At 35.9% G+C, this 14,812-nt stretch carries 16 protein-coding genes; 9 read left to right on the top strand and 7 right to left on the bottom strand.

From position 1 onward, the window contains the following. Positions 1–4: 4 nt before the first annotated feature. Genes CJF12_RS15285 through CJF12_RS15260 form a run of 6 tightly spaced genes read left to right on the top strand, consistent with a single transcriptional unit; the run spans position 5 to position 5,144 of the window. Positions 5–889: a bifunctional 5,10-methylenetetrahydrofolate dehydrogenase/5,10-methenyltetrahydrofolate cyclohydrolase gene (locus CJF12_RS15285; RefSeq protein ID WP_034686813.1), complete on the top strand. Its 885-nt coding sequence runs from the start codon at positions 5–7 to the stop codon at positions 887–889. Between the two features lie 7 nt (positions 890–896). Continuing rightward, on the top strand, positions 897–1,526 hold the full coding sequence (locus CJF12_RS15280; protein WP_034686816.1) for a 7-carboxy-7-deazaguanine synthase QueE: 630 nt from the start codon (positions 897–899) through the stop codon (positions 1,524–1,526). Positions 1,527–1,569: 43 nt separating this feature from the next. Next, on the top strand, positions 1,570–2,940 hold the full coding sequence (locus CJF12_RS15275) for an exopolysaccharide biosynthesis polyprenyl glycosylphosphotransferase (RefSeq protein ID WP_034686818.1): 1,371 nt from the start codon (positions 1,570–1,572) through the stop codon (positions 2,938–2,940). 35 nt (positions 2,941–2,975) lie between these two features. Continuing rightward, positions 2,976–3,728: an MlaE family ABC transporter permease gene (locus CJF12_RS15270; RefSeq protein ID WP_034686820.1), complete on the top strand. Its 753-nt coding sequence runs from the start codon at positions 2,976–2,978 to the stop codon at positions 3,726–3,728. Then, positions 3,728–4,543 (top strand): ABC transporter ATP-binding protein, encoded by an 816-nt coding sequence (locus CJF12_RS15265; protein ID WP_034686822.1) that lies wholly within the window; start codon positions 3,728–3,730, stop codon positions 4,541–4,543. The genes CJF12_RS15270 and CJF12_RS15265 overlap by 1 nt, the downstream gene beginning before the upstream one ends. Then, positions 4,527–5,144: an outer membrane beta-barrel protein gene (locus CJF12_RS15260; RefSeq protein ID WP_034686824.1), complete on the top strand. Its 618-nt coding sequence runs from the start codon at positions 4,527–4,529 to the stop codon at positions 5,142–5,144. Before CJF12_RS15265 ends, CJF12_RS15260 begins: the two co-directional genes overlap by 17 nt. A gap of 38 nt (positions 5,145–5,182) precedes the next feature. Here CJF12_RS15260 and CJF12_RS15255 read toward each other — a convergent pair whose 3' ends face one another. Both CJF12_RS15255 and CJF12_RS15250 read right to left on the bottom strand, forming a co-directional pair. Further along, complete coding sequence (locus CJF12_RS15255; protein ID WP_034686826.1) at positions 5,183–5,500, bottom strand: lipopolysaccharide assembly protein LapA domain-containing protein; 318 nt, start codon at positions 5,498–5,500, stop codon at positions 5,183–5,185. A 79-nt stretch (positions 5,501–5,579) separates the two neighbouring features. Further along, positions 5,580–6,389: a M48 family metallopeptidase gene (locus tag CJF12_RS15250; RefSeq protein WP_034686828.1), complete on the bottom strand. Its 810-nt coding sequence runs from the start codon at positions 6,387–6,389 to the stop codon at positions 5,580–5,582. Between the two features lie 96 nt (positions 6,390–6,485). On the opposite strand from CJF12_RS15250, the gene CJF12_RS15245 reads away from it, so the two are divergent. Continuing rightward, on the top strand, positions 6,486–7,019 hold the full coding sequence (locus tag CJF12_RS15245) for a DUF4251 domain-containing protein (RefSeq protein WP_034686830.1): 534 nt from the start codon (positions 6,486–6,488) through the stop codon (positions 7,017–7,019). Here the strand turns inward: CJF12_RS15245 and meaB are convergent. Beyond that, on the bottom strand, positions 7,016–8,011 hold the full coding sequence (gene meaB / locus CJF12_RS15240; protein ID WP_034686832.1) for a methylmalonyl Co-A mutase-associated GTPase MeaB: 996 nt from the start codon (positions 8,009–8,011) through the stop codon (positions 7,016–7,018). The two genes, CJF12_RS15245 and meaB, sit on opposite strands and share 4 nt — an antisense overlap. 141 nt (positions 8,012–8,152) lie before the next feature. Between meaB and CJF12_RS15235 the strand changes: the two genes are divergently transcribed. Beyond that, positions 8,153–8,446 (top strand): c-type cytochrome, encoded by a 294-nt coding sequence (locus tag CJF12_RS15235; protein WP_034686836.1) that lies wholly within the window; start codon positions 8,153–8,155, stop codon positions 8,444–8,446. Between the two features lie 24 nt (positions 8,447–8,470). After that, positions 8,471–8,758 carry a cytochrome c gene (locus tag CJF12_RS15230; protein WP_034686839.1) on the top strand — a complete coding sequence of 96 codons (288 nt, stop codon included), beginning with the start codon at positions 8,471–8,473 and terminating at the stop codon, positions 8,756–8,758. Positions 8,759–9,042: 284 nt separating this feature from the next. On the opposite strand, the gene CJF12_RS15225 is transcribed toward CJF12_RS15230, so the two are convergent. The 4 genes from CJF12_RS15225 to scpA all read right to left on the bottom strand — a co-directional run bounded on the left by CJF12_RS15225 (position 9,043) and on the right by scpA (position 14,707). After that, positions 9,043–11,436, bottom strand: a complete 2,394-nt coding sequence (locus tag CJF12_RS15225; RefSeq protein WP_095591176.1) for a T9SS-dependent M36 family metallopeptidase — start codon at positions 11,434–11,436, stop codon at positions 9,043–9,045. A gap of 52 nt (positions 11,437–11,488) precedes the next feature. Beyond that, positions 11,489–11,629 carry a hypothetical protein gene (locus tag CJF12_RS19960; protein WP_157759864.1) on the bottom strand — a complete coding sequence of 47 codons (141 nt, stop codon included), beginning with the start codon at positions 11,627–11,629 and terminating at the stop codon, positions 11,489–11,491. 375 nt (positions 11,630–12,004) lie between these two features. Next, a complete protein-coding gene (locus CJF12_RS15220; RefSeq protein WP_034686841.1) occupies positions 12,005–12,523 on the bottom strand; it encodes a hypothetical protein in 519 nt (172 codons plus the stop codon). 60 nt (positions 12,524–12,583) lie between these two features. After that, positions 12,584–14,707 carry a methylmalonyl-CoA mutase gene (scpA, locus tag CJF12_RS15215; protein ID WP_034686843.1) on the bottom strand — a complete coding sequence of 708 codons (2,124 nt, stop codon included), beginning with the start codon at positions 14,705–14,707 and terminating at the stop codon, positions 12,584–12,586. Positions 14,708–14,812 lie beyond the last annotated feature (105 nt).

Below are 14,812 nucleotides of genomic sequence, written 5' to 3'. Positions count from 1 at the left end.
AAAAATGGCAGAAATTCTTGACGGACTTAAAGTATCCAAAGAAATAAAAGCAGAAATCAAGATTGAAGTTGAAAAGATTCTTGCAAACAAAAGAAGAGCACCTCATCTGGTTGCTATTCTTGTTGGAAACAATGGAGCAAGCAAGGCTTATGTAAATGCTAAAGTGAAAGACTGCGAGGAGGTAGGATTTCAATCTAGTCTCATTAAATTTCCAAGTACGGTTTCTGAGTCAGAATTATTGGAAAAAATCGATGAACTGAACAAATCTAAAGCAGTTGACGGATTTATTGTACAGTTACCTTTACCGGATCAGATCGATCAGGAAAAGATCATTAACGCCATCGATCCAAGAAAAGACGTTGATGGTTTCCACCCTGAAAACTTCGGGAAAATGGCATTGGAAATGGATACTTTCTTACCTGCTACTCCATTTGGAATATTGACCTTATTAGAAAGATATAATATTGAAACAAAAGGTAAAGACTGTGTAATTATCGGAAGAAGTAAAATTGTAGGAAGACCTATGAGTATTTTGATGGGAAGAAAAGACTTCCCGGGAAACTCTACCGTTACTCTTACACACTCTTATACCAAAGACATTGAAGAATATACAAAAAAAGCAGATATTGTAATTACGGCGTTAGGAGATCCTCACTTCTTAAAGGGTGAAATGATCAAAGACGGAGCAGTAATTATAGATGTAGGGATTACAAGAGTGGACGATGACTCTCCAAAAGGATATTATTTGGCAGGTGATGTAGATTTCGACAGCTGTGCTGCAAAAGCAGGCTGGATTACCCCTGTTCCAGGAGGAGTCGGTCCTATGACTAGAGCTATGTTGATGAAAAACACCATCATCGCTTATAAAACTTCAGTCTACAACGACTAATTTTAAAATGAACAAAGAAGAAGATATTTTATTAAAAGAAGGTAAAATGCTCCCTGTTATGGAGCATTTTTACACTTTACAAGGAGAAGGGGCACACACCGGAAAAGCAGCATACTTTATAAGATTGGGTGGCTGTGACGTAGGATGCCACTGGTGTGATGTGAAGGAAAGCTGGAACCCGGACCTACATCCACTGATGAATGCGGAAGAAATTGCAGAAACAGCAGCAAAACATTGTAAAACAATTGTTTTAACTGGTGGTGAGCCTTTGATGTGGAATTTAGATATTTTGACATCCCGGTTAAAAGACCTGGGATGTACCATACATATTGAAACCTCAGGAGCCTATCCTGTAAGTGGCCAATTAGATTGGATCACTCTTTCTCCAAAAAAAACAGGACTTCCTAAAGAAGAGGTATACGAAAAGGCGAGTGAATTGAAAGTTATTATTTTCAATAACCATGATTTTTCATTTGCACAAGAACAAGCTGCTAAAGTTTCAAAAGACTGTAAACTATACCTCCAAAGTGAATGGAGTAAGCGAGATGAGATGTATCCTAAAATTACAGATTTCATTTTAGAAAATCCTGAATGGCAGGCTTCTGTTCAGACGCATAAATACCTCAATATCCCGTAAAAATTGTTTATCTTAGCTCCTCGTATCCCTTATATAGTGATAGATGCAGAGAATTCGATACTCTAGATATTTAAAATCGATTATCCTTTTGCTTGACCTCGTGGTTATTGCATCTGTTTTCATATTCTTTTTTTTAAGCAGAAATCAGGATATACTACACAACAGGGATATCTGGTATGAGAATTCGTTCCCTTTGCTTTTGCTGATATCCTTTTGGGTTTTATTAAGCGGAAGAACCAAAATTTATAATATCCGGAGAAATCTTACATACACTATTTTTATAGAACGTATTGTAACGCATTTTATCTTATTTGTACTGGGCTTACTGCTGATAAGAAAAGTAAGTAATAATAAATTTTTCAGTTCGGAATTGTCGTGGCTGTCTTTGTACCTGTTCTCCTTTATATTTATTACAAAATCTTTTATTTATTTTGGAATCAAATATTTGAGATCTCTGGGAATCAATAACAGAAATGTGATGTTTCTCAGTGAGAACACCTCTACCCAAATTCTAAAAAGTATTTTAAAGGAAAGAAAAGACTACGGATACCAAATTTTCGAATATAATCCTGACGAAATCCAGATGGATGAACTTCAGTATTTTTGGAGAAACAATGGTATTCATACTTTATTTCTGCCTTTGGAAAATACGTTCAGTCCGAAAACGGAAGTTGAAATTTTCAGATTAGCAGAAGCCAATAAAGTACATATATCACTGATTCCTAATATATCACAAACAGACTTATTCTCTTACGATTTGGGATATGTTGAGACACAGCCTGTTTTAAATCAGATCAAATATCCTCTGGATTATTATTCTAATTATCTTTTTAAGAGGCTTTTTGATATTATCTTTTCATTATTGGTAATGGTTGGAATTTGTTCGTGGTTATTTCCCATCATTGCCATTGTCATCAAATTATCCTCAAAAGGGCCTATTTTTTTCATACAGAAAAGATATGGTTTTCACGAGGAAGTATTTAATTGTCTGAAGTTTAGAACCATGGTAGTCAATGATGAGTCAACAACGAAAACAACATCGCAGAATGATTCCAGAATTACAGAATTTGGGAAATTTCTGAGGAAGACAAGCCTGGATGAGATGCCACAATTTATTAATGTATTGAAAGGAGAGATGTCTATCGTAGGCCCCCGCCCACATATGCTGGCTGTAGATAATTATTACAAACCGAAAATTGGAAGATACAGTCTTAGAAGTATGGTGAATCCAGGAATTACGGGATTGGCACAGGTTAGCGGTTTAAGGGGGGATTTGGGAGATGTAGAGGTTCAAATGAAAAAACGTGTCCTTGCAGATGCTTTTTATGTAAGAAACTGGAGTTTTGTCCTGGATCTGATCATTATTTTAAAAACTATTTTGTTGATGGTGGGTGGAGATAAAAAAGCAAAATAAAGAATCCTTTAATAAAAAAAGTCTAATTTAGCAGAATGTTAAGAAAGTTTTTTACAGCGGTTGGAGAATATATGATCCTTCTTGGTAAATCCATGCAAAAGCCCCAGAAAATGAGGGTTTTTTGGAAGCTGTTTATGAGAGAAATAAACGATTTGGGAGTCAACTCATTCGGGTTGGTTATATTCACATCTATATTTGTTGGAGCTGTAGTAGCCATTCAGATGTTTAATAATTTTGATGCTTCTTCTTTTCCTATCCCTACTTCATTTGTAGGATATGCAACAAAAGCTGTATTGGTATTGGAATTTTCACCGACTATTATCAGCTTAATTTTAGCCGGTAAAGTAGGCTCATATATTGCTTCGAGTATAGGCACAATGAGGGTCTCCGAACAAATTGATGCATTGGATATCATGGGAGTAAACTCTCCTAACTTTCTGATCCTTCCAAAAATAATTGCGTGCGTTATTTTTAACCCCCTTCTTATTGCCATTAGCATTGTATTTGGTATTGGTGGAGGTTATATCGCCGGAATGCTTACAGGAAACTGGACCGAATCCGACTATATAACAGGGATACAAATGTACATGCCTAATCTATTTATTTATTATGCATTTATAAAGACTACCGTTTTTGCATTTGTTATTGCAACGGTTCCTTCTTATTTCGGTTATTTTGTAAAAGGAGGTTCACTGGAGGTAGGTAGAGCAAGTACGCAAGCTGTAGTTTGGACCATGGTGTTCATCATCATCTCCGAATTAATATTAACCCAATTAATATTAAGCTAATGATTGAGGTAAAAGATCTTAAAAAAAGTTTTGGTGACGTTGAAGTACTTAAAGGAATTTCAACTTCTTTTGATAAAGGCAAAGTAAATCTTATTATCGGACAAAGTGGATCCGGAAAAACGGTATTCCTTAAAAGTTTATTGAATGTTTATCAGCCGTCTTCAGGAGAAATTCTGTTTGATGGTAAAGACATCAATACCATGACCCGTGATGAAAAACAACATTTACGTTCGGAAATCGGAACGGTATTTCAGGGAAGTGCATTATTTGACTCCCTAACCGTGGAAGAGAATATTATGTTTCCACTGGACATGTTCACTAATCTTAGTTTCAGAGAAAAGAAAAAAAGAGTTTTTGAGGTAATCGGAAGGGTACATTTAGATAAGGCTAACAGAAAATTCCCATCAGAAATTTCCGGGGGAATGCAGAAACGGGTAGCTATTGCAAGAGCTATTGTCAACAATCCAAAATATTTATTCTGTGATGAGCCCAATTCAGGGCTGGATCCATATACTTCAAATGTAATTGATGACCTTTTGCTTGAAATTACAAAAGAATATAACACAACCACAATCATTAACACGCATGACATGAACTCTGTAATGACGATTGGTGAAAAGATTGTTTACCTGAGACTAGGGATCAAAGAATGGGAAGGAAATAAAGATATTCTGATCACTGCAGGCAATAAAAATCTTATCGATTTCGTTTACTCATCAGAGCTATTTAAAGAATTGAGAGTGTATTTACTCGAGAATAATAAAACTATTGAAAATACGATCACAAAACTAGACGAAAATGAAACAAATATTTAGTGTAGCACTATTAGGCCTATCTATGTTCGCTTCTGCACAGATTTCTCTTGCAGGTAAAGCCAATCTAATTTTTCCAACAGGATCACCTTCTTGGAGAAACATCTCTAATACGGCAAGTGCAACAATAGAAAACAAAGGTAAAAACAATGTAGGGTTTAACATCGGGCTTTCCGTGAAAGCGAGCCTTCCTATGGCATTTTTCTTAATGCCGGAATTATATTACACTACTTTTAAGAACGAATTTACAGACCCTGTATCTAATACTACATTTAATGTAAGAAGCAATCGTATCGATTTACCGGTACTTGTAGGACATAAAGTATTGGGTGACATGCTGGGAGTATTTATAGGACCTGTTGCAAGTTATAACTTAAGCAAAGAAGATACATTCAATGATTTCAAGGAAAACGCCAGAGATAACTTTACTGTTGGCTATCAGTTTGGAGCGCAACTTGAAATTAAAAAATTACTGATCAATGCAAGGTATGAAGGCGCGTTCAGTAAGGATCAAAGAAACTTTGTCAACAGAGTATCAGGAGAAGAAATCAGATATGACAATCGTCCCAACCTATTTATGGTAGGTTTAGGATACAAATTCTAATCTGAAGAAAATAACATCTATAAAAAAATCCTCAAATATTAAATTTGAGGATTTTGATTTTTATTCTGATTGTCCAATTCGAATTGACGTCTTGCAATTTCAACAGCTTGTTTTTCCAACTCTTCTTTTTCTTTCTGCAATTGTTTAAACTCTCTTCTTTTCTGCTCTTCTTTCATTGCACTTCCCTTACTCAAATACCCTACCATTCCGCCAATAATAAGCCCGATTCCAATCCCACCCATGATTCCCATGATATGAGACAGTTTAATCTGTTCAACAGCGAAGTCTGTCGTTAGGTAAAAAAGTAAAGCTGAAACTGCTAGAAGTACAAGTCCTGTAATTGAGATACTTTTCATAATATTGTGTTTAAGTGATTTAAAGCCTTATCAAATTTAGTAAAAATTTAATAAGGCTATTATTCAGAATTGAAATCTATTATATTTTACCTCCAGCTGCCTTATAATATTCTAAAGCTTTTGGTAAGTCCCTTTGTATATCTGAGATTCTGGTTTCAGGATTAGGGTGGGTTGATAAAAACTGAGGTTGTCTGTTTCCTCCTGAAGAAGCACTTCCCATTCTGCTCCAAAAAGGAATTGCTGCCCTTGGATCATAACCAGCCATGGACATCAGATATAGTCCCATTTTATCCGCCTCAGATTCTTGATTCCTTCCGTATTTTAATAAAGCGACCTGTGATCCTATAGGATATACTCTTTGGAAAACACTTGCCCATTGTGCATTGGTAATGGTTCCACCTAAAATGGCTCCCCCATACTGGGCTACCATCCCCTGAGAAATTCTTTCATTACCGTGACCCGCTAAAGCATGAGAAACTTCATGACCTAATACAACAGCCAAACCGTTGTCATCTTTAGTTACCGGCAATATACCTGTATATACAGCAACTTTACCTCCCGGCATAGCCCAGGCATTTAGCTCATTACTCTGTATAAGATTGAATTCCCAATTATAGTTAGCAAGATCTGCAGATCTTCCGATACTTTGGTAGTATCTTTCTGCTGCATTTTTTATCCTACTCCCTACAGTTACCACTCTTTTTGCATCTGCCGTACCAGTTACAATTTTAGATTTCGATAATGTATTCCTGTATTCTTGTGAAGACATCGTCAAAATCTCTGAATTATTGGCTAATTGCAAAGAAGATCTCCCTGTAATGGGGTTTGTGGTACAAGCTGCAAGCGATAAAGCCATTGCTCCTACTCCTAATAAATAAGTTATTTTCATAGTTTAGGGTGTTGATAATTCAACTTTAACAATTATTATTCCAAAATAATATATTTGCATACATTTTGCTATTTAAAAGTACTAATTATTACCCTTATGAAAAAGTATATTTCACTTATATTTGTTTTTGGACTTTTAGTATTTTTCCAAAGTTGTTCTTCGCAGAATACAGTAAGTTCCAAAATAACAGACGCATTAGTCAATTCGCAGGAGTTTACTTTTCATGCGGAGCGTGCCAATCCTACCAATTATGATGTGATCAACATCGTCAATTCGATGCCGAACTCAACATCAACAAGAATATTCCAGCTTGACGGAACCTATACTATTGAATTGAAAAATAACGTTGTAAATGTTACCCTTCCCTATTTCGGAAGATTGTTTAACCCAACGTACGGAAACAATGATAAAAACAGCTATCGCTTTTCCTCAAAAGATTTTACTGTAAATAAATCCCAAAACAAAAAAGGAAACTGGATTGTAAAAATAAAGCCCAACGATGTAAGTAATGTAAGCGAAATTATTATAGAAGTCTATAAAAACAGTAAAGCATTTACTTCAATCAGGAGTAATGACAGACAGCCGATTACCTATGACGGGTACATCTCAAAAAATGAGACCACTCCTTAATTATGGTCCTTTTCGTTAGAAAGAAATTTTTCAACAAATAATTTTGCTTCAGTACTTGGATTTGAAATCATAGCTGAAGCATTTTTTTTATGCTGAAGATAAGCCTCTTCTACGGAATCCTTTTTTTTCATTAGGGCTAAAATATATTCCTGAACCCAATATTCAAATCGCTTTTCAGCCTGTTGGATTCTGACTCCTTCAAAGCTTCCTGCTTTCTTTTTCAGCGCAATAAATTCATCAATAGTATTATAAATACCATCCAATCCTTCATTTTGAAGTGCAGAACCTAATAAAACAGGAACTTTCCAGCCTTTTTCTTTAGGTGGAATAAAATCCAGTGCACGTTTTAGCTCAAGTTTTGTGCTTTTTGCTTTTTGTAGATTGACCTCATCTACTTTATTAATGAAAATGATATCTACCATTTCCATGATCCCTCTTTTGATCCCCTGCAATTCATCTCCACCTCCGATAATTTTAAGAAAAAGAAAGACATCTGTAATATCAGCGACCAAAACTTCAGATTGGCCGACTCCTACTGTTTCAATCAGGATGTAGTCATATCCTGCTGCTTCACAGATCATCATGGTTTCAAAAGTAGTATTGGCAACACCACCTAAAAATCCTGAACTTGGAGAGGGTCGAATGAACGCATTTTCTTCTTTTGCCAATTCCTCCATCCTGGTTTTATCTCCAAGAATACTTCCTTTGTTGATTGCCGAACTTGGATCGATAGCCAGTACAGCAACCTTTTTATCATTAGCAATCGCTAACCTTCCAAAGTTCTCAATAAAAGTAGATTTTCCGGCTCCGGGAACTCCCGTTACTCCAATCCTGGTAGAGTTTCCGGTGAAAGGCATTATTCTTTTCAGTAATTCTTCTGCCTGCAGCCTGTGTTCAGCTTTTTTACTTTCAACTAAAGTAATAGCTTTTGCAATCAGGCGTTTGTTTCCTGATTGTATTCCTTCTATTAACTCTTCTGTAGAAAATTTCATCGATTCAAAAATATAAAAATATGTATCAAAACTCCTCACAAATCACCTTTAATTTTATTTCTTCTAAATTAAAACTAGACCTGAGTTTATCAACGAGATTGGTTATTTGTTACATTTGTTATTAATCAAATATAAGAAACAATGAAAAAAGTAATCGCTGTAGCACTATTCACTTCCGTTTTGCTGGCTTCATGTACTCCAAAAGCCTCAAAGGCTACATCTGCCATAGGGCCTGCAACATCTACTGCGGAACAAATTGCACAGGGGAAAACTATTTTTGAAAACTCTTGCGGAAGATGCCACAAACTCCCGGACCCAACATCACATAATTCCGTTCAATGGGTGGGCATTATGAATGCGATGGCACCAAAAGCCAAATTAACAGATGAACAACACCAATGGGTTTACGATTATATTGTTTCTGCAAAAAAATAATAATCAACTCCAAACAATATTATTATGAAAAAGCTGATTTTAAGTATTATTCTAGGTTCAATATTTATGGTTTCCTGTGGACCTAAAAGCGTCGCTGTAACAGGACCAAAATACACTGCATCCGAACAGCTGGCTCAGGGAAAAACTATTTTTGAAAACTCTTGTAACAGATGTCACAAATTACCGGATCCGGCAAAACATGATGATCAAGGGTGGATAAAAACCTTAAGCAGAATGGCACCAAAAGCTAAGCTGAATGATGATCAACATCAAATGGTTTACGATTACCTTATTTCTGTAAATAAAAAATAAGCTTTCAATTGAAAGCTTATTTTTTTACCAAGGTTTGAATATTGCGCAATAAAAAACCCGAAATCTCTACGACTTCGGGTTTTGATATTTCAATATACTATTGTTCTATGAGTGTACCAAACCACGAAGCCTTACCACCATAAGGGGTAATCCAACTGTAGAATTCTTTTGAAATTTGAACATTGCTTCGTTGTTTTTTTATTGGTTAAACTTTATTTTCTGGATGCAAATATATGCATTTTTCTCAAAAACGAGCTTTTAAATATTAATTATATTGTTACCTACTATTTAACAATAAGCTTTTCAACTTTAGTCACGTTGCCTTGTTGAATATGAACCATATATACTCCTTTCTGCATTCCTTTTGTAGAAATAGCTTTTCTGGATAAAGGTGATCTGGAATCAGAAAACATCAATTTTCCAGACATATCAAACATTTTGATTTGAACATCTTTTGAAGATTGGTCTGTATTTCCAACAAAGAATTCATCATAAGTAGGATTAGGGAATACTATCAATTGGCGATCGGTCGTTTTAACATCCCGGATGCTCAAACTAGAATTACATTCCTGCGGAACAGTGAAATCTTCCACCTGGTCATTAGCAACGGTTTTACTTCCCGCAGAAGCGTTAACTCCTAAACCTCTTTTAGCAAATGCATTCCAGATCATACATTTATCTAAGCCTCCATTTCCCACAAGATCTGCCTGTAGAATAGCATCTCTTCCATCAATAAAGGAAGGGCTACATACTTGTAGCTTAAGACCATCTACTACCATCTGTAATGCTCTTGCATTTCCTGAAGTAGGGCTTGCCTGAACATCACTATTATACCCATACTTTTCAATGTATTTCCAAGTCAGATCCCAAAGCATCGTAGCCCAAATAAACCCTATTCCATGAGGAATTATAGCCGTATTTGTATTGCCATAGGTATAGTTGTTCACTGAAAAGTCCGGAGAATATTTAGCAGGTCTTATTCCAACCCCCGTAACAGGTTCTCCTTTTGGATAGGTACCTACTCCTCTTGCTAAAGATGATGTATCCCCAGGTCTGGCAGTCAGCATTAAAGCAAAATAGTCTGACCATCCTTCTCCCATTTGCTCCGTAGAATTCTCTCTTGAAAGACAACCGTAGCCAGGTCCCGTCAATCTATTGGAAATACCATGTCCATATTCGTGAACAATAATTCCATTATCGAAGCTGGAGTGTTTGAACCCATTATAATCAAAATTCAATGTCGTATTGATCGTCGTCCCGCTTGTAATCTGGTTAGCAAGGAACTCTCCTTCATCTTTCCCCATCATTATAGAAGGAATATTAACCCCAGAAACATTGTTATCGCTGCCCATCGTAATTGGTGTGTCATTAATAGGATCATAAATAATAGCTCCAATAGCTCCTGCATCTTGCATATTTTTTACTTTAAGCGCGAAACTACAGCCTCCCCTCTTAGCAACTCCAATCTTCCCCGACATTCCAGTGACTGAAGTACAAGCATTATCCGGTGCAGAAATAGCCAAATCACCTGTTACATTCTGCCCTCCGAATAAAAGGTTTCCAAACCCCGCCCCTCCAGTGATTACTTTAGCTCTGTTAGCTATTGTTGCAGGAGAATTATACTGATACCTCACAATAGGATCGTCAGCAGGTTGTTCTCTGCTGTAAAGATACATTTGCATTCGTGGGGCAAGAAGATAAGTCTGTCCGGAAATTACAGTTTCGTATCCAGAACTAAAATTTGCATTATTGAGACCACTACCATCAAAAGCTTCTGCTCTCACAGCATCACCGCCCATTCCTCCTTTACCAAAATTATTGGTTTGGTAATTTCTTGCAGGTTCCGTAAACCCAAATTGATAGAAGATGTCATGTATTTTATTATTCATGTAGAATAAATTGGTAATCGCCGCATCTCGGTGAGTAAAAGGATTATCATATCTTCCGTCTGCAAATGGAAAATTAAAATTCAAGCTACTTCCTCCATCCGGAGAATATCCTGGATTATTGGTATTATCCTGATCCGAATAGGCATAGACGTTATTCCCTCTGGTATTCGTATAATTATTGGTTCCATCAGAATGCCATCCTTCCGGAGATGCTATAAGGTTCCAGGGATTATTAATAATTGAACGTGTCCCGAAAGTTGGAGCTTCTACAGGTAAGGCAAAAACATTGTAAGAAGCATCGTTAGCAACCGGGAGTGTATTTGACATTTTATTTTGAATAACTTCGTTTTTATCGATCAATGAATGTGACTCAGTCTTCATCATATCACTAGATTTCATATCAGAAGAAGAATCATGCTCAAAATCACAACTAAGTGTTAGATTTTCTTTTCTCAATATTTCTCCACTAGTCGCATCTACAATAATATGCCAAATGTCAGATGAGTTTCTATCTGAAACAAATAGTTCTTTTGCAAGGATATAGACGCCATTTTTTTCAAAGTATCCATCCGGAAGGTAATCTACTTTAGCAATCTCGTTTAGCTTTAATTTTTGTTTAAGAAAATCTTCTGAAAACTTTTCCTGAGACTTCTTTTGGCTCCTAACAATAACATTTCTTTTGAAATCATTTTTTTCAGAAATAATCTTTCCTTCTTTAATCATTACTTTACCTAAAGCGTCAAAAACTCTAAGTCCATTGTAAGTTTGCTGTACATTAACAATATTCACCCCTAGACTTTTGGACACATCTTCGTTCAATACAATAACCCCAACTTGATCATTAGGAGTTGTTTCTTTGGGCTAATTGCCCACTTTTTTTATAGTACTCCTCAACAAGCATTGCTGAGTCCTGCGCATTAACCTTATCAAAAGCGAAAAGAAAAGCTACAGAAATAGACATCAAAAATAATTTTTTATTCATATTATAGTATTTAAAAGGATCAATTTATAATTTATTCATACCAAAACATCAAAAAAAATGTTAAAACACTAAAAAACCATCGTTTTTTCTTTTTTATTTATTTTTTAGTTTTTTTATTTAATCGATTTTTCTAATTATGATTTATAAACTTCACTACGTTTCACTTATAAAGTATTATTCATTTTTTTACAATAGCTAAATATTTTGTATTCTTTCGGGTATTCCAAAGGTTTTTCAGACTATTTTCTTATTCTAAATAGAATAAATTTATAATAAATCATTTCTACTATATTAGATTCCTTTCCCGTTTATTATAGCATAAAAAAGCCCCAATAGAATATTCTATTGGGGCTTTTTTTATGCTGATTTATTATTTTAGTCTTTAGAACCTAAAGTATCTGTTCTTGCATCCATTCCTCTACTATTAGGGCTATATACCCTTTCAGAGTCAAGAAAATATACATTATGTCTTGCCTTCGCAATAATTCCATTATATACGTCTTCCGGTAAGCCTGCTGTCTCACTGTTGTCTTGCCTGTGAGTGCTATGATCATGATCTGACTTTTCTTTTGTAACCTCGATAGCTCCATGCTCATTTAAAACCGTTTTCGCTTTTTTCGCTTCTTCTATGGATGATGTATACACTACTATACAAACTTTTCCTATACTTCCTTCTCTATAAGCAGACAGTAATTCTATCTCATTCACAAAAATATGATCCCAAAAACTTTTTGTTTTCTCATCATCTTCATAACCATCTGTAGATGATTCGTTTTCTAATTTTGATTTTGAAACAATGATATCTGCTTCATCAAATCCTTGATCTTGTAGTTCTTTTTTTACTTCTTCTGCATCTATATTTGCAGGGAACATTGAAATTACTGTATAAGCCATATCTAAATTTTTCACTTAAAAGTGCAAAAACCGTACAAAAAAAGCCCTGCCATCAAACATTTAACTTTTATTTAGAAATTTATCCAGTATCTCTACTGCACATTTCGGAAGGTTTGTTCCTGGTCCGAAAATGAAGTCAGCCCCGTTGGCATAAAGGAATTCGTAATCCTGTTGAGGAATAACTCCACCTACAACAATCGTTACATCATCGGCTCCTAATTTTTTTAATTCTTCTACAACTTGGGGAACTAAAGTTTTATGACCTGCCGCCAATGAAGATACTCCCAGAATGTGAATATCATTTTCCACAGCCTGTTTAGCAACTTCCTCAGGGGTTTGAAACAAAGGAGCTACATCAACATCAAATCCCATATCGGCAAATGCTGTTGCTACTACTTTTGCTCCTCTATCGTGCCCGTCCTGTCCCATTTTGGCAACCATTAATCTTGGGCGTCGACCTTCTTCTTCCTCAAATTTTTGAGTGAGTTGAAGAGCTTTTTCAAAATATTCGTTTTTCCCGGCATTCATTGCGTATACTCCTGAAATTGTTTTAATATTAGCCTTATACCTTCCAAAGCTTTCTTCCATAGCATCGCTCATTTCACCTAAGGTGACTCTTCTTCTTGCTGCTTCAATACATAATGCTAAAAGATTTCCTTTTCCCGTTTTAGCGCTTTCCCTGATCTCATTGAGAATTTCTTCTACGGCTTCAGTATTTCTTGTATTTTTTATAGAATCTAATCTTTCGATTTGTTTTCTTCGAACCTCCGTATTATCAATATCTAATATTTCAATCAGATCTTGTTTGAGGGTAGATTTAAATGAATTTACTCCAATAATAAATTCTTCCCCACTATCAATTTTTGCTTGTTTTTTTGCCGCAGCTTCTTCGATCCTCATTTTAGGAATTCCAGCTTCAATGGCTTTTGTCATTCCTCCTTCCTGCTCTACCTCATCAATGTATCGCATGGCTTCTTCAATCATCTGCTGAGTAAGACTTTCAACCAAATTACTTCCTCCCATTGGATCTACAACATCACAAATCCCACTTTCCTGTTGCAAAATGATTTGGGTGTTTCTGGCAATTTTTGCTGAATAATCTGTTGGTAAAGCAATAGCTTCATCCAATGCATTGGTGTGTAGGGATTGTGTTCCTCCCAAAGCCGATGACAATGCTTCGATTGCTGTTCTGGTAATATTATTAAAAGGCTCCTGTTCCGTAAGAGACCATCCTGAAGTCTGAGAATGCGTTCTTAATGCTAAGGATTTTGGATTCTGGGGATTAAATTGCTTTAAAAGATTAGCCCAGATATATCGTGCAGCACGCATTTTAGCAATTTCCATAAAGTGATTCATTCCGATTGCCCAGAAAAATGAAAGCCTTGGGGCAAAATCATCCACATTCATTCCCGCTTTGATTCCCGTTCTTACATATTCTAACCCGTCAGCTAAGGTATAAGCCATTTCCAGAACCGGAGTAGCTCCTGCTTCCTGCATATGATACCCTGAAATAGAGATCGAGTTAAATTTCGGAATATTCCGGGAAGTATATTCGAAAATATCTGCAATAATTTTCATGGAAGGTGTCGGTGGATAGATATACGTATTTCTCACCATAAACTCCTTCAAAATATCATTCTGAATCGTTCCTGAAAGAAGCTCCTGCTTTACGCCTTGCTCCTCCGCAGCCACTATGTAAAAAGATAAAATAGGAAGAACAGCTCCGTTCATTGTCATGGAAACCGAAATCTCATCTAAAGGAATTTCATTGAATAGGATTTTCATATCCTCAACCGAATCAATAGCTACTCCCGCTTTTCCTACGTCCCCTACCACTCTCGCGTGATTAGAATCATATCCTCTATGGGTTGCGAGGTCAAAAGCTACAGAAAGCCCCTTTTGTCCGGCTGCTAAATTTCTTCTGTAAAATGCATTAGATTCTTCAGCAGTAGAAAACCCGGCATACTGACGGACCGTCCAAGGCTTTTGAACATACATCGTAGAATAAGGTCCTCTCAAATAGGGAGCTATTCCCGGAGATGTCTCTGTTAAAGTGATATTTTTAACATCTTTATCAGTATAAGATGATTTCAGTTCTAGTCCATCTTTTTCGAAATTATAAATTTCACTTTCTTTAGGTGCTATATTTAGATCCAGTTTTCTTACAGAAATTGTCTTTCGCATTTCAATAATTTTATCTCCGTAAAGTTAATTTTTTTGAATGAAACACGAAACAATACTTAAGTTGCCTATTATCGGTGTATTACCCAAATAAAAAGCCGGACAATT

This window comes from Chryseobacterium piperi (genome assembly GCF_002285635.2).
In the GTDB taxonomy this organism is placed as follows: domain Bacteria; phylum Bacteroidota; class Bacteroidia; order Flavobacteriales; family Weeksellaceae; genus Chryseobacterium; species Chryseobacterium piperi.
This window is presented reverse-complemented; position numbering and strand designations above follow the sequence as displayed.